The 22556-nt window shown below is 60.9% G+C and carries 20 protein-coding genes; 17 read left to right on the plus strand and 3 right to left on the minus strand.

Annotated features, from left to right (window positions below):
* Positions 1–113: 113 nt before the first annotated feature.
* The 13 genes from EKH49_RS11700 (at position 114) to EKH49_RS11760 (ending at position 12617) form a co-directional block, all read left to right on the plus strand.
* A complete protein-coding gene (locus EKH49_RS11700; RefSeq protein ID WP_128470972.1) occupies positions 114–1058 on the plus strand; it encodes a 3-carboxyethylcatechol 2,3-dioxygenase in 945 nt (314 codons plus the stop codon).
* Positions 1055–1921, plus strand: a complete 867-nt coding sequence (locus tag EKH49_RS11705; protein ID WP_128470973.1) for an alpha/beta fold hydrolase — start codon at positions 1055–1057, stop codon at positions 1919–1921. Before EKH49_RS11700 ends, EKH49_RS11705 begins: the two co-directional genes overlap by 4 nt.
* A gap of 2 nt (positions 1922–1923) precedes the next feature.
* Complete coding sequence (locus EKH49_RS11710) at positions 1924–2724, plus strand: 2-keto-4-pentenoate hydratase (protein WP_128470974.1); 801 nt, start codon at positions 1924–1926, stop codon at positions 2722–2724.
* The gene (locus EKH49_RS11715; protein ID WP_128470975.1) at positions 2717–3169 is read left to right on the plus strand and encodes a nuclear transport factor 2 family protein; all 453 of its coding nucleotides are present in this window, start codon (positions 2717–2719) and stop codon (positions 3167–3169) included. The genes EKH49_RS11710 and EKH49_RS11715 overlap by 8 nt, the downstream gene beginning before the upstream one ends.
* Positions 3166–3912 (plus strand): HpcH/HpaI aldolase family protein, encoded by a 747-nt coding sequence (locus EKH49_RS11720; RefSeq protein ID WP_128470976.1) that lies wholly within the window; start codon positions 3166–3168, stop codon positions 3910–3912. Before EKH49_RS11715 ends, EKH49_RS11720 begins: the two co-directional genes overlap by 4 nt.
* Positions 3909–5600, plus strand: a complete 1692-nt coding sequence (locus tag EKH49_RS11725; protein ID WP_128470977.1) for a bifunctional 3-(3-hydroxy-phenyl)propionate/3-hydroxycinnamic acid hydroxylase — start codon at positions 3909–3911, stop codon at positions 5598–5600. The genes EKH49_RS11720 and EKH49_RS11725 overlap by 4 nt, the downstream gene beginning before the upstream one ends.
* 84 nt (positions 5601–5684) lie before the next feature.
* Entirely contained in the window at positions 5685–6680 is a 996-nt protein-coding gene (locus EKH49_RS11730; RefSeq protein WP_161567512.1) for an ABC transporter substrate-binding protein, read from the plus strand.
* A 51-nt stretch (positions 6681–6731) separates the two neighbouring features.
* Positions 6732–7580, plus strand: a complete 849-nt coding sequence (locus EKH49_RS11735; protein WP_128470979.1) for an ABC transporter permease — start codon at positions 6732–6734, stop codon at positions 7578–7580.
* Positions 7577–8347 carry an ABC transporter permease gene (locus tag EKH49_RS11740; protein ID WP_128470980.1) on the plus strand — a complete coding sequence of 257 codons (771 nt, stop codon included), beginning with the start codon at positions 7577–7579 and terminating at the stop codon, positions 8345–8347. Before EKH49_RS11735 ends, EKH49_RS11740 begins: the two co-directional genes overlap by 4 nt.
* Positions 8340–9179: an ABC transporter ATP-binding protein gene (locus tag EKH49_RS11745; protein ID WP_128470981.1), complete on the plus strand. Its 840-nt coding sequence runs from the start codon at positions 8340–8342 to the stop codon at positions 9177–9179. Before EKH49_RS11740 ends, EKH49_RS11745 begins: the two co-directional genes overlap by 8 nt.
* Positions 9176–11158 (plus strand): flavin-containing monooxygenase, encoded by a 1983-nt coding sequence (locus EKH49_RS11750; protein WP_128470982.1) that lies wholly within the window; start codon positions 9176–9178, stop codon positions 11156–11158. Before EKH49_RS11745 ends, EKH49_RS11750 begins: the two co-directional genes overlap by 4 nt.
* 104 nt (positions 11159–11262) lie before the next feature.
* Complete coding sequence (locus EKH49_RS11755; protein ID WP_161567513.1) at positions 11263–11904, plus strand: TetR/AcrR family transcriptional regulator; 642 nt, start codon at positions 11263–11265, stop codon at positions 11902–11904.
* Positions 11901–12617 carry an SDR family oxidoreductase gene (locus EKH49_RS11760; RefSeq protein WP_128470984.1) on the plus strand — a complete coding sequence of 239 codons (717 nt, stop codon included), beginning with the start codon at positions 11901–11903 and terminating at the stop codon, positions 12615–12617. The genes EKH49_RS11755 and EKH49_RS11760 overlap by 4 nt, the downstream gene beginning before the upstream one ends.
* 115 nt (positions 12618–12732) lie before the next feature.
* Here EKH49_RS11760 and EKH49_RS11765 read toward each other — a convergent pair whose 3' ends face one another.
* Positions 12733–14298 (minus strand): FAD-binding oxidoreductase, encoded by a 1566-nt coding sequence (locus EKH49_RS11765; protein WP_128470985.1) that lies wholly within the window; start codon positions 14296–14298, stop codon positions 12733–12735.
* 99 nt (positions 14299–14397) lie between these two features.
* Here EKH49_RS11765 and EKH49_RS11770 point away from each other — a divergent pair, with 99 nt between their 5' ends.
* Complete coding sequence (locus EKH49_RS11770; RefSeq protein WP_161567514.1) at positions 14398–15336, plus strand: LysR substrate-binding domain-containing protein; 939 nt, start codon at positions 14398–14400, stop codon at positions 15334–15336.
* Positions 15337–15339: 3 nt separating this feature from the next.
* Here EKH49_RS11770 and EKH49_RS11775 read toward each other — a convergent pair whose 3' ends face one another.
* Positions 15340–16668 carry an LLM class flavin-dependent oxidoreductase gene (locus EKH49_RS11775; RefSeq protein WP_128470987.1) on the minus strand — a complete coding sequence of 443 codons (1329 nt, stop codon included), beginning with the start codon at positions 16666–16668 and terminating at the stop codon, positions 15340–15342.
* 167 nt (positions 16669–16835) lie between these two features.
* Complete coding sequence (locus tag EKH49_RS11780; RefSeq protein ID WP_236641138.1) at positions 16836–18206, minus strand: MFS transporter; 1371 nt, start codon at positions 18204–18206, stop codon at positions 16836–16838.
* Positions 18207–18453: 247 nt separating this feature from the next.
* Here EKH49_RS11780 and EKH49_RS11785 point away from each other — a divergent pair, with 247 nt between their 5' ends.
* From EKH49_RS11785 to EKH49_RS16585, 3 genes are read left to right on the plus strand one after another with little or no spacing between them, the layout of a single operon-like run.
* Entirely contained in the window at positions 18454–19950 is a 1497-nt protein-coding gene (locus EKH49_RS11785) for a 4-hydroxyphenylacetate 3-hydroxylase N-terminal domain-containing protein (protein ID WP_128470988.1), read from the plus strand.
* Between the two features lie 7 nt (positions 19951–19957).
* On the plus strand, positions 19958–21388 hold the full coding sequence (locus EKH49_RS11790; protein ID WP_128470989.1) for an MmgE/PrpD family protein: 1431 nt from the start codon (positions 19958–19960) through the stop codon (positions 21386–21388).
* A complete protein-coding gene (locus EKH49_RS16585; protein WP_161567515.1) occupies positions 21385–22530 on the plus strand; it encodes a flavin reductase in 1146 nt (381 codons plus the stop codon). The genes EKH49_RS11790 and EKH49_RS16585 overlap by 4 nt, the downstream gene beginning before the upstream one ends.
* The last annotated feature ends 26 nt before the right edge of the window (positions 22531–22556 follow it).

The following is a 22556-nucleotide window of genomic DNA, read 5'->3' on the forward strand; positions in this document are numbered from 1 at the left end:
AGCCTTATGTGACGCAAGACTCTAGAATCGTGGTTCTAGAAGTAATGATCTAGATCACGTTTTGTTGAATTCGCGGAGCTAGGGCGCTCCGAAGTATCCGAGGGAATCTGAAAATGACACTTGCAGTTGCTGCCATGTCCCACGCGCCATCGTTTGGAAATGTCGATCCAGGCGGGACGACCTTTGCCGAGATCAATGAAGCCATCGAAGACGTTCGCAAATTCGTCGAAGATTTCGCTCCAGACATCACCATCGCCTTGGGTCCGGACCATTTCAATGGCGTGATGTACGAAATGATGCCGCCGTTCTGCGTTGGCGCGCAGGCTAGCGGCGTTGGCGACTGGGGAACTGCGGCCGGTCCACTGCCGGTGGATGGAGACACCGCCCGTGAATTGCATAAATTGATCCTTGAAGATGGAATCGACATTGCCCGTTCCGAGAATCTCCAGGTGGATCACGGTGTGCTCCAGCCACTCGAGTTTGTCTTCGGCCACGGGTTCACCAACCCATTTGTCCCGATCTTCGTGAATTCCGTAGGCCTCCCGCTCACCCCGATGAGCCGGGTTCGATTGCTCGGCGAAGCACTGGGGCGCGCGGCGCAGAAGCTGGACAAGAAGGTGCTGGTCTTCGCGTCCGGCGGCCTGTCCCACAATCCGCCGATCCCCGTATGGGACGACGCTCCTGACGAAGTGCGCCAGCGCTTGATCGAGGCCACCATGACCCCAGAGCAGCGCGAGATCAAGGAATCAACGATGCTTGCCAATATCCGCAAGTTCGCTGAAGGCAAGGCCAGCACCCAGCCGCTGAACGAAGCCTGGGATAACGAAGTGCTCGACGTGCTGCGCAGCGGAGATCTATCGGTGGTAGACCAGTGGACCAACGAATGGTTCGGAGCAGAAGGCGGCAGCGGCGCGCATGAAGTCCGTACCTGGATCGCGGCCTTCGCTGCGCTGTCCGCCCATGGCAGCTACTCCATGGCAGTAGACAAGTACTGGCCGGTGGAAACGTGGGGCGCCGGTTTCGGCGTCGTTGCTGCAATCGCGGATGGTACCAAATGAACACTGGCATGACCACCATGTGGCAGGCCATCGGCGATGTCCCGCACACCTTGGAATACAAGCAAATTGGCCAATGGAACACCCGGATCCTGACCGTCGGATCCGGTGAAGAAACCATCGTGCTGTTGGCCGGAACCAGTGGTCACCTCGAAGCCTTCACCCACAACATCCGCGCACTGGCCGAGAACTACCGCGTCGTAGCCTACGACTACCCAGGACACGGCTTCTCGACGTTGGCGACAGCCGATCTGGAAATCAGCGACTATGAAGAGCACCTTATCGGTTTGCTCGATGCTCTCGGCCTGGAGCGTGCACACCTGTGCGGCGAATCCTTGGGAGGTTGGATTGCACTGAAGTTTGCACAGAAGCATGCAGATCGCGTGCACACCTTGATTCTCAGCGCACCGGGGGGCCGCATCGTTGGCAAACCAGCCATGAGCAAAGGACGCTCGGTCACCCGCGACGCCGTCGACAACCCAACATTCGAAAACGTCAAGGCTCGCTTGCAGGTCGTCATCCACAACGAAGACCTGATCTCCGACGAGCTGGTTCGGATGCGGCAGGCTGTCTACTCCCGTGAAGGATTCAGCCAGTCCATCGGACACATTCTGGTGCTGCAGAATTCTGAGATCCGCTTCCGGAACCGGGTGACCGAAGAAGACTATGCGGCGGCCAAGGTCCCGACATTGCTGGTCTGGACCGACCACGAGCCAACTGGCGGTGTGGATACGGGCCACGAGCTCGCATCGCACCTGCCCGACGGCGAACTGCTCGTCATCGAAAATGCGGCGCACTGGCCGCAGTGGGAAGACCCGAAGAAATTCAACGAACGAGCCATCGATTTTCTTTCAAGGAAGGGCTGAACATGTCGGCAACTATCCAGAAGCTCGCGGATGCCCTGTATGAGGCGCGCACCAATCTCACCTCCATCGACTTCATCCGCCATCAGCTTGAGGAAGGCGACCTGGATTCCGCCTACGCGATCTCGGAGCTGAACACCAAGCGCCGCGAAGAAGAATTCAACCTTCGCAGGGTGGGCCGCAAAGTAGGGCTGACCAACCCGATGGTGCAGAAGAAAGCAGGTGTAGACCAGCCGGACTATGGAATCGTGCTCGATGACATGGTCTTCGAAAGCCCGGTGGACCGCCCGCGCTCGGCATTCATCCGCCCGAAGATCGAAGCCGAACTCGCCTTCGTGCTCAAGCACGACATCCTTGAAGCGGACATGGACAGCATCAGGGCAGCTATCGACTACGTGGTCCCGGCGATGGAACTAGTCGACTGCCGATACCACAACTACAAGATGAGCATCCTGGATACCGTGGCCGACAACGCCGCCTGCGAAGGCCTGGTGGTGGGAGGAGCCCGGAAGAAGCTCGACGAAGTCGATCTGGACGAGGTTGAGATGGTGCTCTATCGCGGCGATGAGGAAGTCACCCGCGGCGTGGGACGCAACGTCCTGCAGGGACCAATCAACGCCGTCCAATGGCTGGCAGAGACCTCGATCCGCACCGGCAAGCCGCTGCGCGCAGGCGAGATCCTGCTGTCCGGATCGATCGGCATGATCGTCGACTGGGACGAGGACGTCACCTACACCGCCAAGTACTCGCACGGTTTCGGCGAAGTCTCCGCGACCCTGATCAGCAAGGAAAACAGCAATGACTGAACTGACCGCAGATATCCGCAACGAAATCCTGGCGTTGGTCTCTGAATTCCACTGGCTCCTGGACCACGGCCATGCCGACAAGCTGCATGAGCTGTACGCCGAAGACGGACGTTCGGTCGGCCCCATGGGCGTGATGGAAGGCCGCGAAGCGATCAAGGCATGGGGCGAACGCCGCAGCAAGATCAACGCTGGAATCGTGCGCCACTTCTCCGGCGGCACCCGCGTCTACGTCGAGGACGGTGTCGTCAAGAGCACCACCTACTACATGACCTTCCGCGACAGCCAGCCAGATCCACTGCATCCGGCAAGTGTTGGCGAATTCCAAGAGGAGTACACCAACGTTGATGGCAAGTGGCTGATCCAGCGCCGCGAGATCGTCCCGGTATTCGGAGCGGAAAACGCCGCAAAGCATGCGGCGAAGATTGCCGCAGGTTCAGAAAAATGAGCAGCGAACCAGACAACGCACCGGTACTGCTGCACATTGCGCTCCCTTCAATGGCGGTAGTCGAAAGCGCGCTGAACGCCGGCTACGACGGCGTCATGATCGATCTGCAGCACGGAGAGATCGGGCTGGACCAAGCGTGCAGCATGCTGCGTGCAATCCCTCGCGGCAACCAGTGGGTCTACGCGCGTGTGGCCAGCATCGACTCCGGAGTAATTGGCCGCCTGCTCGACAGCGGAGCACGCGGCATCGTGGCACCCAGCGTGGAAACCGTGGAACAGGCCCGTGCACTGGTGCAAGCGGTGAAGTACCCGCCGTTGGGCGGCCGCAGCCTTGGCCCGACGCGCCCGAACCTTTATCAGGGAGCGGACTACTGCCAAGCAGGCAACGAAGCGGTATCGGCCATCGTGCAGATTGAATCGGCCGCCGGCGTGGAAGCGGCCGCGCAGATCGCTGCGGTGCCGGGACTCGACTCGCTGTACATCGGACCCTCCGATATGGCCGTGACCTACGGACTGCCCGGACGGGCGGACTGGGAAGAGGGCCCGGTGGCGGAGGCTGTCGAGCAATTGGCGACGATCACGCAAGAGCAGGGCATCGGCTTGGGACTGTACTGCAGCGACCCGGCCTTTGCCGCGGCTGCCATGCGCAGTCATTCCCTGGCCTACGCAGGACTGGGCATCGACCTTTTATACGTTGGAAAACAAGCACGGGTTTCACTCGCGGCATTGGAGGAAAAGGCATGAGCGAGCAAACTGAAATCCTGATCATCGGCGCCGGTCCCACCGGCCTGACCTTGGCGAATCTGCTGGGCAAGCTGGGGGTCAAGACCATCCTGATCGAGGCTCGTGAGCAGCTGATCGACTACCCTCGGGCCGTGGGCATCGACGACGAGTCGCTGCGGGCCATGCAGACATTGGGCCTAGTTGACCAAGTGCTGGTGCACACCGTTCCGGACCAGCAGGTTCGCATCGTCAACGGGTCGGGCAAGATCATCGCGAACATCAATCCGACCACCCGGGAATTCGGCTGGCCTCGCCGAAACGGTTTCGTGCAGCCGCTAGTTGACCAGGTGCTGCTCGAAGGCATCAGCCGCTACCAGTGCGTCGACGTCCGCTTTGGAGCGGAAGCCACCGACTTGGTCCAAGATGCCCAGGGCGTCACCGTCACCATCGGGGATGCCGGGCACGAACGCACCATCCGCGCAGACTACGTAGTCGGTTGCGAGGGCGGTGCATCGTTCACCCGCAAGAAGCTGGGCATTGGCTTCCCCGGGACCACCCGTGCGCAGCGCGGCGTGGTGATCGACGTTGCCAATGATCCGCTGGGCACCCCGCACGCGGTGTTCGGCGGCGACCCATCTCGCGCCTACGCAACATTGAGCTTGCCGCATGGCATCCGCCGCTGGGAGTTCTCGCTGATGGAAGACGAGAGCGATGAACTCGTCGACAGCGACGAGTTCTTGGACAAGCTGCTCAAGGACCATGTGGACGATCCAGCAAGCCTGGACATCATCCGGCGCCGCGTCTACGCGCACCATGCTCGTGTTGCCGAAAGCTTCCGCAAGGATCGTGTGCTGCTGGCCGGCGACGCCGCTCATGTCATGCCGGTCGTCGCAGGCCAGGGATGGAATTCCTGCATTCGCGATGCGATGAACCTGGGCTGGAAGCTGCATGCTGTCACCCGCGGCTTGGCCACCGGTCAGCTGCTGGACACCTATGCGGATGAGCGGCGTGACCATGTCAAAGCCATGGTTGACCTGTCGGTGGGCATGTCCAAGGTGGTCACCAATCGCAGCAAGATCACCTCGGCGGTGCGCGATGCCACGGCAGCGGTGATCGACCATCTGCCAAAACTCAAATCCTACGTATCGGGTCAGGGCTTCAAGCCGATGCCCAAGTACACGCGGGGGGTAGTGGTGCACGATACCTCGCAGGACTCCAAGGCGGTCCCCGTGGAAGAAGGTGCGAAGTCGAGTACCGGGATGCTCTTCCCGCAGCCCAAGGTGATCGACGGCGAATGCGGCGAGGTCCTGCTGGATGACGCTACCGATCTCGGTTGGCGAATCTACGCATGGAACAACGATCCATCGAACTTCCTGAGCGAACAGAGCCGTCGCCGCTTCGAGGCCTTGGGGGCGAGCCTGGTGCAGGTAGTTCCGAGCGTCCAGCTTCCTTGGGCGCAGCAGAATGCCGTGCCGGGAGTCCAGGTCGTGGGCGACCCCGCAGGTGTCTTGAAGCAATGGTTCCATCAGCACCCAGTCTCTGCAGTGGTGGTCCGCCCGGATCACGTGGTCGCCGCTGAATGTCTGATTCAGAACCTGGATCAGACTCTGAATCGGGTTCTCGACAAAGCCAGCGTTGCTCCAGCTGGAAGGAACGAAAGCAACACCATCGCTGAAGCACAGGCCGCAGAAATCCAACCGGCCCGCTAGGACGCGGACACACCGCACGACACCGCCGTATTCCTTTTCGTTGACCAACCACGGCTCACCCCATCCATGAAAGAAAGAACTCTCATGAACACCAAAACCACTCGCAAACTGTCCGCTCTCGGGTTGATCGCAGCGCTTAGCCTCACCGGTTGCGCGCAGGGCTCCATCTCCGGTGGCGCTGATACGGGATCGGACTCAAACGCCGGCAGCGGCCTTGCCAAGGCGACCATCGGTCTGTTCCCATCCTCCGCAGTTGGCGCTATCCAGCTGGGCATCAACAAGGGCTATTTCGAAGAGGAAGGCATCGATCTTGAAATGCTGCTCGGTCAGGGCAGCGCGGCTCAGCTTCCGTCGCTGACCTCTGGAAGCCTGGAATTCATGCTGGCGAGCCCCACCACACCTCTGGTGGCCACCACCAAGGGCCTTGATGTGAAGATCGTTTCGGGCTATGCCAAGAACCGTCCGGACATCGTCGAGGATTCCGTTGCAGTATTGGTCGGTCCGAAGTCAGACATCAAGCGCGCTAAGGACCTCGAGGGCAAGACCGTGTCCATCAACGCGCTGGGAAGCATCGGGGACATCGGCATTCGCGAGGCGATTTCGCTGGACGGAGGCGATCCGAACAAGGTGAACTTCGTGCAGTTGGGCTTGAACGAAGTCGCCGCGCAGCTGGAAAGCGGCGAGATTGACGCCGGTATGGCGGGACCTCCGTTCCTGCAGCAGATTGTTGCAGACGGAGGCGTCGTCATCAGCGACTTCATCAAGGAATCGAAGCTTGGCGGAGCGGAATTGGTGATCGTCTCCAGTGGCGCTCTGACCGAGGAGGACCCGGAGCTGGTTGACGGCTTCACTGCTGCACTGGATAAGACGTTGACCTACGCCGAAGCGCATCAGGACGAAGTCCGGGCGCTGCTGCCGGAAGTCCTGGGCACCTCGGAGGCTGCTGCTGAGAAGACCGACTTCATCGAATGGAACGCGGATCTGGACAAAGACGTATTGAACCAGTTCGCCGATCTGATGAAGGAATACGGACTCGTGGAAGAACGTCCGGACATCGACCAGACGGTATGGAGCAAGTAGCTTCAGCGCCTGGCGATTGAGCCAGCGACAATTGAAAGGGGGCTGGAACTCATGAGTAATCCAGCGCTTCCTGCGGCATCGGTTCGCAGGGTAAATATCACGTCGAGGCGCAAGCGGGTCTCGTGGACCTCGGTGGGACCGGTTGCCCTGGGCACCTTGGGGATCCTGCTGTTCCTTGCCATCTGGCAGGTGGTCTCGGTGTCCGGGATGGTGAACGCAACCCACATGCCGCCGCCAACCGTAGTTCTCGAACGCTTCGTGATGAATTTCGCCTATGCGGAATTCTGGGCCGCCGTGGGCAACACGATGAAGGCCTGGCTGCTGGGCGTATCGATTTCCACCGTTTTGGGAATCATTGCGGGCATCATTATCGGTTCGAGTCGAATCCTGACAAAGGCCACCCATTCGACAGTGGAATTCTTCCGCCCGATCCCGGCCGTGGCGCTGATTCCCATTGCAGCCCTGCTCTTCGGCCCACGGATCGGCACAGAGCTGATGATCATCATTTACGCCTGCTTCTGGGTGGTGCTGATCCAGGTGTTCTACGGGATCTCAGACGTGGACAAGGTTGCTGTGGATACAGCCCGGACGCTGCGCATGAATTTCGCGCAGCGTGTGCGCTACCTGCTCTTCCCCACACTGCTGCCGTTCTTGATGACCGGGCTGCGCTTGTCGGCAACGATTGCGCTGATCCTGGCTATCAGCGTGGAGCTGATCGTGGGCACCCCGGGCTTGGGTCAGGAAGTGGCCTTCGCCCAGATCAATGGATCAGCACCAGCAATCTATGCGTTGATCATCACCAGCGGACTGCTGGGCATTGCTATCAACATGATTATGCGCTTCGTTGAGCGCAAGACCCTGTTCTGGCATCAAAGCGTACGAGGAGGCACTTCGCTATGACGTTGCTCAAGAAGGCCGCCTACCTGCTGGGCCTGCCGATCATTCTGCTTGCGACGTGGTTCATCTACACGGATCTCTACGCGAATTTCTTCATCCCGAAGCCGCTGGAGCTCTTTGACCGCTTCGTGGACATCTGGTTCGCCGAGCGCTTCTTATCGGATGTCATCCCGAGCCTTTACCGCCTGCTGGCCGGACTGGGGATTTCAATCGTCATTGGCGTGCTGCTCGGTGTCCTCGTGGGGTCGGTACGGTGGCTTCGCTGGTTGCTGGAACCGTTGTTCGAATTTATCCGAGCCGTTCCCTCCACCATCCTGATCCCGGTGCTGTTGCTGCTGATTGGCATCAACGACACTATGAAGATCACCCTGATTGTGCTCAGCTGCATGTGGCCGATCCTGCTGAATACGGTAGCAGGCGTCACCTCGCTGGACGAGGTTTTGAAGAACTCCGCACAGATGATGCAGATGAACAAAGTCGATCGCCTGCGCTATCTGGTTTTGCCCGGCGCCTCGCCGCAGATCATGGCCGGCATCCGCCAGTCCTTGGCAGTGGCGCTGATCCTGATGGTGGTCTCGGAAATGTTCGCTTCCACAGACGGCATCGGCCATTGGACCATCAACTTCCAGAACCGAATTGCCATCCCTGAAATGTGGAGCGGAGTATTCCTGCTTGGCCTGATCGGCGTCGTGCTCTCCATCATCTTCGGGTGGGTTCATCGGCGCACCCTAGCTTGGTACGAAGGATTAAAGGAAAACGAAAATGACTAATCAGCAAAGCAACGTCCGGCTTGAGGTCAATCAGGTCCAAAAGATCTACAAGCTGTCCTCGGGCAATGAATTCGAAGCCGTGAGGTCGTTGACCTTCGATCTGCATGAAGGTGAATTCGTTTGCCTTGTAGGCCCTTCAGGCAGTGGCAAAACCACCTTGCTCAAGTGTATCGCCGGCCTGATGAACGCCACCTCCGGCACTGTGGTGCTGGACGGCAAACCGGTCAATGGCCCGGCCAAGGGCATGGCCGTGGTCTTCCAGGAGTACGGGCGTAGCCTCTTCCCTTGGATGACGGTGGAAGCCAACGTCGACCTGCCGCTGAAAACCAGCGGCGTAGCCAAGGGCGAGCGGGCCCGCCGGGTCAAGGATGCCTTGGAATCCGTGGGCTTGGAGAAGGCTGGCAAGAAGTACCCATGGCAGCTGTCTGGCGGCATGCAGCAGCGCGTAGCGATTGCTCGCGCCGTGGCCGCACAGCCCAGCGTTTTGCTGATGGATGAGCCATTTGCCGCGGTGGATGCGCAAACCCGCGCAGAGCTGGAAGATCTGGTGCGCCGCATTTGGAAGCAACACAACATGACGATCCTGTTCGTCACCCACGATATCGACGAATCCGTCTACTTGGCAGAACGCGTGCTGGTGCTCTCCAGCTCACCGACCGTCATCCAGAACGACATCAAGATCGACTTGCCTGTCGACCGCAACCAGCTGACGACCCGCAGCGAAGCCCGTTTTGGCGAGCTGCGCTCGGAGGTCTACGAACAAGTCCAGCGGGCCAAGACGAATACCGACGGGCAGTCCGACGTCCTGCGAGTCAAGGAACCAGCGGCATGAGCGAGAACAGCGTGAACACCCTGGCACCGGCAGCCGATGACTTGTTCTGGCAGGCGAACAGCGAACTGATCACCGAAAGCGATGAGCAGCTGGCCCGAATCGTGGATCAGGCGGACCTGCCCGCGCTTCTGGCCGCCATCGCTGCCGCGACGTCGAATACCGCGATCCTTGCCGAAGAGCTGCGTCCCCCATTGACCCCGGTGGATACCAAGAACCACCCGCATGGCGGCATGGGTGAAGAAGCAGTATTGAAGGGGAAGGCCGTGGCCTTGTCCGGACTGATACAGCTGCGCGATCAGCAGATCACGGCAACGCCAGCTCTGCAGCCGCAGGCCGCTGAAGAGATCCTGGCTTATCTGAGCAATGGCCACTCCGAATGGGACGACATGCTCAAGCACGAGCTGTCGATACTGCCTGAAAATAGCGGCGCACCGACGTGGCAGTATGAGGATTTCGCTGCCGCAGGCAAGGAGTTCACCGCGCTGATCGTCGGATCGGGGGTGGCAGGGATTGCGGCAGCTCACCGTTTCGCGCAGGCCGGGGTGCCTTTTGAGATCATTGAAGCCAGCGCCCGTTTGGGCGGGACCTGGCAGAAGAACAAATATCCAGGGGTACGGCTGGACACCCCGACCTTCGGCTACTCGTATTCCTTCGCGCAGAAAGCCGACTGGCCGCACCAGTTCGCACAGGGTGAAGAAGTACGGGAATACCTGGAGACGGTGGCAGCCAAAGCCGGCTTGTCCGGCAAAATCCAGTATGGCGCTAGGCTGATCAGCGCCACATGGGATGAAGCTGCGGGGCAATGGGAGGCCGTGATTTCCCAAGATGGCAATGGGGCCGAGACCCGTCGCTTCAACGCCCTGATCAGTGCCTCGGGGCAGCTTGATATCCCGAACATTCCAGAATTCCCGAATCGGGACAAGTTCGCTGGAATCCAGATGCATTCGCAGGAATGGGACTCGAGCGTCGACTGGCGGGGCAAGAAGGTCGCGGTCATTGGCACCGGGGCAAGTGCCTACCAGATTGTTCCGGCGATCTACCAGGACATTGAAGAACTCGTGGTCTTCCAACGCAACGCACCATGGATGCTGCCAGCACCGGCATACCACCAGGAAGTCAGTGAAACCTTCTCGTGGCTGGTGCGCAAAGTTCCGCATTACGCCCAGTGGTTCCGCCTGTGGACGACGGTCTTGGGAATACCGGGGCGCTTCCATACCGTGCGTGCTGAAGAGAATTGGCCACAGGCGCCGCTGAGTGTTTCGCGCAAAAACCACCAGGTGCGTGAAGAGCTCATCGACTTGCTCCGCGAGCAGTTCGAAGGCCATCCCGAGCTGTTGAAGCACGCGATCCCTAGCTACCCGCCCGGTGCCAAGCGGATGCTGCGCGACAACGGCGTTTGGGCACAAGCGCTCAAGGCTGAGCACTCCACACTGGAAGTCTCACCAATCGCCGAATTCACCGAAACCGGCATTATGACTGCGGATGGAGTCCATCACGAGGTGGACATCGTCATTTATGCCACCGGGTTCAAGCCGTCGGATTACCTGGACGGTATTGAAATAGTTGGGCGTGAAGGCTTGCGCATCCACGACTACTGGCAAGCAGATGCACGGGCACATAACGGCGTCACGGTTCCGGGATTCCCGAATTTCTTCATGGTGTACGGACCGAACGTTGGCGGTGTGGTTGCCGGTAGTCTGCACTTCATGCTGGAACGAGCCAGTGAGTACGCACTCAAGGCCATTCACGAAGTGCTCAAGCGCGACGCAAAAGCACTGTCGGTCACCCAGGAAGCACTGGATCGGTTCACGGCATGGGTGGATGCGGAGAACCGCCAAATGGCGTGGGGTCAGCCCTATGTCAGAACGTGGTATCAGAACAGCAAGGGCAGGGTTTCCCAAGTCTGGCCATTCACCAACATTGAATATTGGGAAGCAACGGAATCCGTTCGTCCAGATGAGCATGAATTTCTGCGCTGAAAAGAGCCGGTGATGACTTGGTGCACGCGGAAGAGGGTTGGGCGCTTCCGCGTGCGGTAGTCTCTGCAGTATTGACTGAAGCAGTACAGGAGAAGGAGCAGTTCGTGGCCCGACGCAATGGATCGCACCAGGGAACCCCCGAAAACGAGAAGGCAATTCTTAATGCAGCGCTTACTTTGGCAGTTAACGCCGGATACGAAGGCACCACGATGTCCAAGGTCGCCGAACTATCCGGATTGCCTGTCGGTTCAGTCTATTGGCACTTCAACAATAAAGAGCAGCTATTTTCCAACCTGATCGATTACTGCTTTGAGCAGTGGAAGCTCGACCATACCGGGCCAACGAACCGCGACCTGCTGCGCCGCAGCATCGCAGGTTCTGCCGGTGGTTCCACCAACCCCGAAAATGAGACAGAAGCATTCTGGGTCTTGGCACTGCTCTTTGCGCTCGAAAAGCGGTTGGAAGGCAATGCCGCGCGTGAGCGCTACCTGGAAGTCAGAAAAGAAATGTTTGAGCTGATGGTTTCCCGGGTTGAACCGGAAATCCCAGATGAAGTGCTGGAGGCCGACCCGGCCTTCGCACGAAAAATGGTGGTGCTCGGCCGGGCACTCACTGATGGATTTTACGTTGCCGCTTCTGCTGGCGACGAGATTGATTTTATGGAATTCGCCGAGCTTTCTTCGGCCGCGGTCAATGCGTTGATTGCACGTGAAGTTCAGCGGGTATCCGATGAGGGGATTGAATGACTGAAACACGGAAAGTAGCTGTTGTTATCGGAGCAGGCTCCGGGATAGGCGCTGCGGTAGCCCGTGAATTGGCCTTGGGCGATGGGCATAGAATTGTTGCCCTCTCGCCGTCAGGCCAAGCCAAGGCACTTGCCGAAGAACTGGGCGGTGTCGGCTTAGCCGGCTCGAACTGCTTGACCGCAGACCTGCAGGCTGTGGTTGACCTTGCTCTGGAGACCTACGGGCGGATTGATGTCGTTGTCAACGGCTCGGGCCACGCGGCCTCCGGTCCCGTCCTGGATATCACCGATGAGGACTGGGAAGCCGGCATGCAAATGTATCTGATGAACGTGGTCCGGATGTGCCGCATCGTCACACCTCACTTAGAGAACAATGGGGGAGGAACCATCGTGAACATTTCCACCAGCTCGCCTTTCGAGCCGAATCCCAAATACCCCGTCTCCGCAACTTTCCGTGCTGCCCTAGCCTCTTTCACCAAGTTGTACACCGATGAATACGGTCCCAAAGGCATACGCATGAATAATGTGCTTCCGGGTTTCACTAAAGAGGACCCGAGCACGGTGCCTGAAGCATGGGTCCAGAAGATTCCCTTGCGCCGTGCCGCTAGCAGCACCGAGATTGCCAAGGCCGTGCGCTTCCTGGCCAGTGACGAATCCAGCTACATGACCGGACAGAACATTCGTGTTGACGGTGGAGTTGCCCGTTCGATCTAAGCCGTTTCGGCCAGAATCCATGCCAGGCAACGGATAATCGGTCCGTGTCCGGGTACAACAAATCCCCTTGCCGCTTTTGCGGCAAGGGGAATTGCTGTGGCTAGTGCGCCAGGTGCTAGTTCTGGACGCTTGAACGCTCTTCGCGGAAGCGTGCAGGCCAGACGCCCTGCTTGCCCGGGGCCAGGATGCCCGCAGGATCCAGCGCGTCCTTGATCTTCTCCTGCAAGCGGCGGGCCGCATTGCCGTTGAAGTCGAAGCCGTCGGCAATCCGGTCCATGTAGTCCACATGGCTGCGGTACGGTGCGTAGCCGCGGGCCCGGGCGGCATCGAGCAGCTCGGAGTACAGGGCGCGGGCGCGCTGGAGCATTTCCTCGTTGCCGCGCTCGAAGAAGATCATCGTCACGTGGACCATGTGGCGCGGGTACAGGTGGTACCCGATGTACAGGTCGAATCCGTGCTTCTCATAGAGCTTCTTGGCTTCCTGGTAGAACTCGGCCACCAGTTCGCCGCGGGCGGGGATGATCGGAGCGGCATCGATGTGCCCGCCATTTTCGGCAGCCCAGCCTACGGTGGATAGCGGCTTCAGGGTCGGAACGCCAGCCATCTGGGTGCGGTCCTGGGCGGCGATGTCATCATGCTGCAAGGCCAGGCCCTCTTCGCCCGAGTAGAAACGGGCATCGACGCGGGCACCGGGGATGGCGCTGATCCGGTCCTTGACGATTTGCAGCCGGCGTTCGCACAGCTCACGGTCGCCGTAGAAGGCGAATTTGCAGTTCCACTGGCCAATGCCGAATTCCTGGCGCATTTCTTCCAGCCGCCAGTCGGGAATGGAGCCTTCGCCATCCCAGAAATCGGCACGGGATCCGCGCATGGTCGCCGCGCGGACAACGTTGCCGCACAGCGCATTGTTCTGGATGATTTCCTCGCGGCGCAGGGTGGTGAGGATATCGATCAGCTGCGGCAGGTGCGCTTCATCGTCGACGAAGATGTCGCCGTTGACGTAGGTGTTCGGCGCGGGCATCAGCCACAGGCCGACCTGGGTGACCACGCCGTAGTTGGACTGGGTGAACAGCCCGTCCAGCGTCGGACCGAAGCCGCCCTGGAAGATCGGGCCCAGCTCGGTGCCGTCCATCGCGCCCATGCCGGTGCGGACCAGGTCGCCGTCGGGCATGACGACCTCCATGCCGCACAGGGACTTCACGTGGTCGCCCAGCGGGGTCATGCCGTAGCCGCGGTCGAGCATGTTGCCCATCACCGAACCCCAGCCCAGGGCCGGCACCGACATCCACACCTTCAGGCCGCGTTCCTTGATGTATTCGAAGAGCTCGAAGAAGGTGACGCCGGGCTCCACCACGGCGTAGCACAGGCGGTCATCGACGGTGATGATGCGCTTCATGCGGCTCAGATCCAGCGCCACCATGCCGGTATCGCGGGGTTCAGGGCCGCCGTAGCCGAGGTTCTTTCCACAGGAGAAGGTCCACAGCGGAACCTCATGCTCGGTGGCCAGTCTGACGATGGCCTGTACTTCTTCGGTGTTGGCCGGACGGACGCCGGGCCAGGGGGTGCGTCCCGGGTTCAGCGGGTAGGGATCGAGATACCCCTCGGAATCACCTAGGGAAACAACGTTCTCCGCACCCACGATTTCCTTGGCTGCCCGAAGAAACTCTTCACGACGATCCATGATTCACCCTTCCACTGGCCGCTGGCAGGTGCCGCGGCCTCACTGTCTTAATCTAAAAATCTTGCATTGCACATGGCCATCATCAATAAGCTTGATGCCATGAGTCTTGTGTCCCACCCGCAGCTGACCTTGCGCCAGCTCTGGCATTTCGTTGTCGCCGCCGAGGCCGGAACCATGGCAGAAGCCGCCCGGCGGCTGCACCTGGCACCCTCGGCCATCTCCATGTCCATCGCCGAACTCGAACGCATCGTCGGCGCCGAACTGGCGGTCAAGCGCCGGGCCAAGGGCCTGACACTGACCGCGAGCGGCAAGATGGTGCTGCTCCAGGCCCGAGAACTGCTGGACCGCGCCCATGATCTGGAAACCATGGGCCAGGGGACCCGCGAAGAGCTGGCCGGTCCGCTGACCGTTGGCTGCTTCATGCCGTTGGGCCCGGTCATCATTCCTTCGATGCTCAGCGCCTTCGCAGAGCAGTGCCCCAAGGTGGAGGTCGATTTCCTAGAGGGCTTCCACCAGGAAATGCAGGACGCGCTGCTCGATGGTTCCATCGACGTCGCCTTCCTCTACGGATCGGAGATCTCACCGGCTCTGCGTTCGGCCACCGTGGCGATGGCCGAAGCGCAGATCCTGCTGCCGTCGGGGCATCCGCTGGCGGGTCGCCGATCGGTGTCGCTTCGTGAAATCTCCGAGGAGCCGCTGGTCCTCTTCGAATCCGAGCCGATCACCCAGCGCATCCTCGGCCTTTATCAGGGCAGCGGGCTGGAGCCGATGATCCGGCACCGTTCGCGTTCCTATGCAACCGTCCGCTCGCTGGTCAGCACCGGCCGTGGTGTGGCGGTGCTGTTCCAGCAGCCGGCCCTGGAGGCGCCCTATGAAGAGCTGAATGTGGTGCTCAAGCCGCTGAAACTGGATGACGGAAATATTGCAGTCGTTCCGGTTTCGGTGGCTTGGCCCCGCACTTCGCGGCTGAACTCCCGTGCCCAAGCCTGGGTGGAAGTGGCAGCTGAGCTCTTCGAGACTGCAGGCCGGCGCGCCTAGCGGCTAGACGCGCGAGCGGATCGAGGACGGGTAGGACAAACCGAAGTTATCCCGCAGGGTGGTGCCCTCGTACTCGGTGCGGAAGTAGCCGCGGTTCTGCAGTTCCGGGACCAGCTTGTCGCAGATCAGCTTGAAGCCACCCGGGTTGAACGGGGCGTTCAGGTTGAAGCCGTCGCAGGCCTTGGAATCGAACCAGTCGATCATGCGGTCGGCCACTGCCGAGGCGGTACCGGCCATCCACTGGTGGCCGGTGGAGCGGGCCAGATCGACGATCAGTTCGCGCAGGGTCATGCCCTGGTCCACCGACTTGCGGCGGTAGATCTGGTAGCGCGAACCCAGCGCCGGGTCATCGGAGAACCATTCGGCAGGAATCTTCTCGTTGAAGTCCAGCGACGACAGGTCCATCTTCAGATCGGCGCCAACCTGCACGCGGCCGTTCTCCAAGTGGATGTGGTTGGCCAGCTCTTCGGCCAGCTCATCTGCTTCAGCCTGGGTATCGCCGAGGATCGGCAGGATGCCCGGGATGATCTTCACATCGTTGGGGTTGCGGCCCTTGGCCGCGGCCATGGCCTTGAACTTCGCGTAGAACTCGACCGAAGGCTCCTTCAGCGGCTGCGCGGTGTAGATGCCGTCGGCCACCGAGGAACCCAGCTCCATGCCCGGTCCCGAGGATCCTGCCTGGACCAGCACCGGACGGCCCTGCGGGCTGCGTGGCATGTTGATCGGGCCCTGGACCTTGAAGAATTCGCCTTCGTGATTGATCGGGTGGATCTTGTCGGTATCGACGTACCAGGCCGATTCCTTGTCGTTCGTGACGGCGTCGTCTTCCCATGAATCCCAAAGCTTGTTGGCTACCTCGACGAACTCGGTGGCGCGGCGGTAGCGGGTAGCTGGATCCGGGGCGCTGTCCATGCCGAAGTTCTGGAAGCCATCGGAGCTGGTCACGATGTTCCAGCCTGCGCGTCCACCTGACATGTGGTCCAGGCCGGCCATCTGCCGGGCCAGGTTGTATGGCTCCGAGAAGGAGGTGGAGACGGTGCCGATCAGGCCAATGTTCTTGGTGCGTGCTGCCAGTGCGGACAGTACCGAGATGGGCTCGTAGAAGCCGTTCATCTTGATGTCGCCGCGCATCACGGTGTTGGCATGGACGATGTCGCCAAAGAAGATGGCATCAAGCTTGGCGTCTTCAGCCATCTTGGTCAGGTCGTAGACGAATTCCAGGTTGGCCAGCTCATCGGAGCGCGAGCCGTCCATGCGCCACGAGTCCTTGTGGTAGCCAGCTGGCAGCATGAAGGTGGTGAGCACCATGTGCTGGGGGTTCTTGGGAGTCATTGAAACTCATCCTTTCCTGCGAATGCGACGGGAAGCACTGAATCCATGTTTACAAGAGTCCACAAAGTAGTAAATAGAGAACTTTTGTGCCATGGCATTCAGAAAAATTGATGTTAGAAGTCAAAAACTGGTCCGCGTACCCACAGGTACGCGGACCGGCGGTGGGGTTAGGCGTTCAGCTTTGCGTCGGCCGATGCTGAGCCAGCGGTCTTCGGAGACAATGCGGCGCCTTCCGGGCTGATGCGGATTGCGATCAGTCCGATCACCAGGATCGCCACCCAGAAGATGCCAACCGCGGTGATGCCGAAGCTGACGGCCAGCGCGGTGCAGATCATCGGGGTGAAGCCGGCACCGAGGGTTGAGGATCCCTGGTAGGCCAGCGACGCGCCGGTATAGCGGACATCGGCCGGGAACAGCTCGGAGATGTAAGCGCCAATCGGTCCGGCGAGAATGCCCTGGATGACGCCATTGCCGACGATCACTGCTACTGCGAAGCCCCAGCCGGTGCCATTGCTCATCAGGAAGACCGCGGGGAAAGCCCACAGGATACCGGCTGTGCCGCCGATGGTCAGGATGGTCTTGCGTCCGTACTTGTCCGAGAGCTTGGCGGCCAAGAAGCAGACCACGATGGTGACCATGGCCGCGTAGCCCTTGGTGTTCAGCACGAAGGAGCGGTCCACGCCTTGGGCCGCGGCTTCGGAAACGCCCCATGAGGTCAGGACGCCCTGGCAGGTGTAGAAGCCGAGCGAAGCGATCAGGGTAATGATGACGGTGCGGGAGTGGTTCTTCAGTACCAGCGAGATCGGGGTCTTGCGTTCCTGCTGGCGTTCGGCGGCTTTCGCATCCATTTCCTGGAAAATTGGGGTTTCTGCCACCTTCAGGCGGATGACCATGCCGATGATGATCAGGACTGCCGAGAAGATGAACGGAATGCGCCAGCCCCATTCAAGGAACGCATCACCGGTGGAGAAGGAGACGAAGGAAACCAGGAAGGTCGCCAGCAGGCCGCCGGCCGGAGCTCCGGCATTGGCGAAGGAAGCTGCGAAGCCGCGCTTGGAAGCCGGGGCGTGTTCCAAGGCCATCAAGGTGGCGCCGCCCCATTCGCCGCCGACTGCTACACCCTGGATCACGCGGAGCAGGACCAGGATGACCGGAGCGGCCGCGCCAATGGTTGCCGTCGTAGGCAGCAGGCCAATGGCAACGGTGGCCACGCCCATCATCATCATGGACAGCACCAGCATCTTCTTGCGTCCCAAGCGGTCGCCGAAGTGGCCGAAGACAATGCCGCCCAGCGGGCGGGCGATGTATCCGACAGCCAGGGTGCCGAAGGAGGCGAAGAGAGCCAAGCCAGGGGTCAGGTTGCTGAAGAAAACCTTGTCGAAAATCAGCGACGCCGCGGTGGCGTACAAGATGAAGTCGTAATACTCGATGACACTGCCCAAGAAGCTGGAACCGAGAATGCGGCGCAAATCCTTGGTATTGAGGGAGTCGCTGGGCTCCATTGCCTGTGCTGGGCGGTTCTGCTGTGATGAGGACACCTGAGAACCCTTCCTTTTCGCTGATGTGACTTAAGCCATAGTGGCTTATTTCACTCGCGCTGTCCAATTTTTACGCATTTTAAGACTAATAATATTTTCTTGAAGAGGTAAAAACCGCGGAATTCCGCGGTTTTGAAAAATTTCTTCAGCGAGTGACTTGATCTGGGTCACAGAAGTTATATAAACTGATGCACAGAATATATTTTTGAACCCGCGTGGCGGGACGCCCGATAAAGGAGCAGCAAAGATGAGTGCACGCACTGGAGAGCAGTACCTGGCAGGGCTCAAGGATTCCCGCGAGGTCTGGCTGGGAGATCAGCGCATTGACGTCACCGAGCACCCGGCATTTGCCGGCTCGATCAACGGCATGGCAGCGTACTTCGACTACCAGCACAAGTATGCAGATGACTGCCTGATGGTCGATGAAGAGACCGGCGAGCAGCATAACGTCTCGCTGCTTCGCCCGAAGAACGCGGAAGACATCGCACGCCGCCACCGCGCCTTCGACCGCCTGGCCCGCTACTCCAACGGCATGCTTGGCCGCACTCCCGACTACGTCAACGTCGTGCTGGCCGGCCATGCTTCGCGTCCGGACATCTTCGCCAAGTCCGGGAACCCGGTCTACTTCGAGCGCCTGCAGAACTACTGGCGCCTGGTCCAGGAGAAGGACCTGGCCCTGACCCACACCATCGTGCATGCGGCCATCGACAAGTCGGTCGGCGAGCTGCAGGGCATCAATGAAGAACTGACCCTGCGCGTGGTGGACCGCACCGAAGAAGGCCTGATCGTGCGCGGCGCGAAGATGCTCGCCACCCTGGGCCCCATCGCCGACGAGCTCTACGTCTACCCGGCCGTGCCGATCCAGAAGGGCTTCGAGGAATACGCGCTGTCCTTCGCCATCCCGGTCGCCACCAAGGGCGTGGTTTCGGTATGCCGCGACCACTACGGCGTGGACCAGCCAGTGGTGGACAAGCCATTCTCCTCGCGCTTCGACGAGCAGGATGCGGTCATCATCTTCGACGACGTGCTGGTTCCGTGGGACCGCGTCTTCATCGACGGCCAGCTGGATGTCTACAACTCCCTGAATGCCGGCACCGCCACCGGAAACACCCAGCAGCAGACCGCCATCCGCGCATCGGTGAAGCTCGAATTCGCTTATGACCTGTGCGTGCAGATGGCCAAGGTCACCGCCACCGATACCAAGCCGGACACCGCTGCGATGCTCGGAGAAATCTACTCCTACCTGCGCATCGCCCGCGCCGTGATCCACTCGGCCGAGGTCAACGCCTCGGAATGGGGCGGCGGAGCGTTCTTCTGCCACGATGACATCTCCGCGCTGCGCACCATGATGCCAATCTGGATGGCACGCGTGAACGACATCATCAAGTCGATGGGCTCGCACAACCTGCTGGCCACCCCGACCGCGTCCGCCTTCGAGGATCCTCGCCTGGGCCCACTGCTGAAGAAGTACCTGCCAGGGGCCAACGGCATTGCGCCGGAGGAACGCGCCAAGATCTTCCGCACCGCGTGGGACTTCGCCGGATCCGCGCTGGGCAGCCGCATCGAGCTCTACGAGCGCTTCTACCTGGGCTCGGTGGGCCGTGCCCGCGGCCTGGACCACCGCAAGGCCCAGATGAAGGGCGAAACCGGTGCCTTCGAGGCGATGTTCGCGGAGTTGGGCATCGACCCGGTTCTGGCAGAGCAGTCCGGACTGGACCTCGACGCCGCGGCAACGCGCGCCTGAGGAAATCATGGCTAACCCGACGCCCGATGTGCTCGATGCGCTGCTGGAGCACCTGCTGGAAACCCAGTACGCCCAGCTGCCGGAGGAAACGATCCAGCGTGTGAACCAGCGCCTGCTCGACTCCGTGGGAGTCGGAGTAGCAGGCCACCGTGCCGATGATGCGGCGGGCCTCATCGAGGTAGCCAAAGCCTGGGGCAGCGGTGAAGAAGCCACCGTGCTGGGGACCGGAATCAAGCTTCCGGCCACCTCGGCGGCCTTCGTGAATGCTGCCTTGATCCGGTCCTTCGACTTCGAGCCGGTGGAAGCCGAAGGCCCAGCCGGCAAGCAGGTGGCAGCCCATATTTCCGGCACCACCGTGGCCGTCGTGCTGGCCCTGGCCGAAACGACCGGGGCGAGCGGCGAAGAAACCTTGGCCGCGCTGGCGCTGGGTGATGACCTGGCAGCCCGCTTGGCCATCGCCGGCGGCTTCGATGTGTACTCGGGGCAGGACAATACCGGTACGCTCAATACCCTGGCCGCCGCGTTCATCGCCAGCCGAATGCTCGGGCTGACCAAGGCCCAGGCGCGGCATGCAACAGGCATCGCGGTGAACCAGGCCGCGGGCAACGTGGCCGCCATCTTCGATGGCGCCAACAGCTTCAAGCTGCCCATGGCCTTCGCCGCGCGATCCGGAATCGCTGCCGCGCAGCTGGCCAAGGCCGGCCTGGAATCAGCCGCTGACCCGCTGACCGGCAAGCACGGCTACTTCCAGCTGTTCGGCATCGACGCGCAGCCGGAACTGGCAGTTCAAGGTCTGGGCGAAAGCTTCCACGGCGACTGCACCATCAAGCCGTACGCCAGCTGCCGGGCAGCGCAGCCATCGCTGCAGGCCTGCGCAGAACTGGTGGCCGAAGGCACGGTGGACTACAAGGACATCGAATGCCTCACCGTCCACCTGAGCGAGCGGACCCTGAACGGATTCGTGGGGGCGCGCTTCGCGGCGGGGGACACCCGCACCGTGGCCGCGCTGTTCTCGGTGCATGCCACAGCGGCGATCGCCCTGATCCACGGAACCGTCCGCCCGGAGCACCTGACCGCCAGCGCGCTGGCCGATCCGGAACTGGCGCAGATGCTCGGACGGATCGAGCTGGTGGCCTCGCTGCCCAACAGCCAGCGCCTGACCGCTGAAATCACCGCACGGCTGCGCAACGGCGAAATACGCCACGTGCGCGTGGAACATCCGGACGGAAACATCCTGCGCACGCCCCTGGAGCATGACCAGGTCGTTGAGAAGTTCTCGAAGAATCTCGAGTTCTCGCATCCTGAGCTGGCAGCACGCAAAGACGCGTTGCTGCACCAGCTCGAACACCTCTCCAGCGCCCGCGATGTCAGTGAACTGATCGCAACGCTGGATCCTTCTAAAAACTTCACCCCGAATTACCAGGAGCAACTCTCATGAGCATCACCAACCTTGAATCGGTCACCCCGGTAGACATGAATGTCTTCCGCAATGTCGTGGGGCACTTCGCCTCCGGCGTCACGGTGATCACCACCGCTGTGGACGGCCAGCTTTACGGCACCACCGCTTCGGCCGTGTCCTCGCTGTCGATGGAACCGCCCATGATGCTCGCCTGCCTGAACCGCTCCAGCTCAACCCACGACCGGGTGGTGGAAGCCGGCGTCTTCGGCATCAACATCCTGGCCGAGGACCAGGGGGCGCTGGCCTTCCACTTCGGCCGCAAGGGCGAGGACAAGTTCGCCACCGTGCCGCATACCCTCTCCGAGGAAGGCATCCCGCTGATCGACGGCGCCTTGGCCACGATCGTGTGCCATGTGGCAGAAACCCCGACCGGGGGTACCCACACGGTGTTCCTCGGCTTGGTCAGCCACGCTGAAGCGCATGACCGCGAACCGCTGGCCTACTACCGCGGAACCATGGGGCGCCTGGAGCCAACCAAGGAACTGGCCGCCTACCAGGCCACCCGCAACTGGGTGCTGCTGCGCACCAGCCCGCTGGGCGAGGACCTCGACATCGACGCCATCGCCGCGGCTTCCCGCGCCGAAGCAGATCATGTGGCCAACGCCCTGGTGAAGCTGGAAAGCGAGCACCTGGTCTTCCGCACCGAAACCGGAAAGTACCAGCCGAAGCCGATTACCGCAGAGCTGACCGACTCTGCCTATGACTCGCGTGCCACCATCGAATCCGGTGTGATCGCCTCGCAGCTGGGCAAGATCTCCGAGGAGACTATCTCCACACTGCGCGAGATTACCGCGAAGCTGGCGGACCTGCGCGAGACCTCGGAATCCGATCTGGAAGAGTTCTTGGCTTTGAATGTGGCCTACCATGATGCACTGGTTGGCGTTGCAGGTTCCAGCCAGCTGGTGGATTCCTTCCGTCGTCTGGGAATTGGCACCGTGTGGCGCCAGGCCCTGACCCCTGAACAGTGGTCGCGGCAGCTGGATCACCGCCACGTCGCAGAGCTGACCGAAGCGCTGGCCGCCGGCGATGCCCCAGCTGCCCAGGCGGCACTGGCGGCCCACACCGAGTTCGGCAAGACCCTGGCGCGTGAAGTAGTGGCACGCCATGGCGGCCAGGTCTAGGATCCGGTAAGTACTCACGTCAGCGG

This window comes from Glutamicibacter sp. HZAU (assembly GCF_004100365.1).
In the GTDB taxonomy this organism is placed as follows: domain Bacteria; phylum Actinomycetota; class Actinomycetes; order Actinomycetales; family Micrococcaceae; genus Glutamicibacter; species Glutamicibacter nicotianae.

Bases quoted from the DNA above. Each gene is read 5' to 3' on its own strand.
- EKH49_RS11700 (WP_128470972.1), top strand. From the start codon at position 114: ATGACACTTGCAGTTGCTGCCATGTCCCACGCGCCATCGTTTGGAAAT.
- EKH49_RS11705 (WP_128470973.1), top strand. From the start codon at position 1,055: ATGAACACTGGCATGACCACCATGTGGCAGGCCATCGGCGATGTCCCG.
- EKH49_RS11710 (WP_128470974.1), top strand. From the start codon at position 1,924: ATGTCGGCAACTATCCAGAAGCTCGCGGATGCCCTGTATGAGGCGCGC.
- EKH49_RS11715 (WP_128470975.1), top strand. From the start codon at position 2,717: ATGACTGAACTGACCGCAGATATCCGCAACGAAATCCTGGCGTTGGTC.
- EKH49_RS11720 (WP_128470976.1), top strand. From the start codon at position 3,166: ATGAGCAGCGAACCAGACAACGCACCGGTACTGCTGCACATTGCGCTC.
- EKH49_RS11725 (WP_128470977.1), top strand. From the start codon at position 3,909: ATGAGCGAGCAAACTGAAATCCTGATCATCGGCGCCGGTCCCACCGGC.
- EKH49_RS11730 (WP_161567512.1), top strand. From the start codon at position 5,685: ATGAACACCAAAACCACTCGCAAACTGTCCGCTCTCGGGTTGATCGCA.
- EKH49_RS11735 (WP_128470979.1), top strand. From the start codon at position 6,732: ATGAGTAATCCAGCGCTTCCTGCGGCATCGGTTCGCAGGGTAAATATC.
- EKH49_RS11740 (WP_128470980.1), top strand. From the start codon at position 7,577: ATGACGTTGCTCAAGAAGGCCGCCTACCTGCTGGGCCTGCCGATCATT.
- EKH49_RS11745 (WP_128470981.1), top strand. From the start codon at position 8,340: ATGACTAATCAGCAAAGCAACGTCCGGCTTGAGGTCAATCAGGTCCAA.
- EKH49_RS11750 (WP_128470982.1), top strand. From the start codon at position 9,176: ATGAGCGAGAACAGCGTGAACACCCTGGCACCGGCAGCCGATGACTTG.
- EKH49_RS11760 (WP_128470984.1), top strand. From the start codon at position 11,901: ATGACTGAAACACGGAAAGTAGCTGTTGTTATCGGAGCAGGCTCCGGG.
- EKH49_RS11765 (WP_128470985.1), bottom strand. From the start codon at position 14,298: ATGGATCGTCGTGAAGAGTTTCTTCGGGCAGCCAAGGAAATCGTGGGT.
- EKH49_RS11770 (WP_161567514.1), top strand. From the start codon at position 14,398: ATGAGTCTTGTGTCCCACCCGCAGCTGACCTTGCGCCAGCTCTGGCAT.
- EKH49_RS11775 (WP_128470987.1), bottom strand. From the start codon at position 16,668: ATGACTCCCAAGAACCCCCAGCACATGGTGCTCACCACCTTCATGCTG.
- EKH49_RS11785 (WP_128470988.1), top strand. From the start codon at position 18,454: ATGAGTGCACGCACTGGAGAGCAGTACCTGGCAGGGCTCAAGGATTCC.
- EKH49_RS11790 (WP_128470989.1), top strand. From the start codon at position 19,958: ATGGCTAACCCGACGCCCGATGTGCTCGATGCGCTGCTGGAGCACCTG.
- EKH49_RS16585 (WP_161567515.1), top strand. From the start codon at position 21,385: ATGAGCATCACCAACCTTGAATCGGTCACCCCGGTAGACATGAATGTC.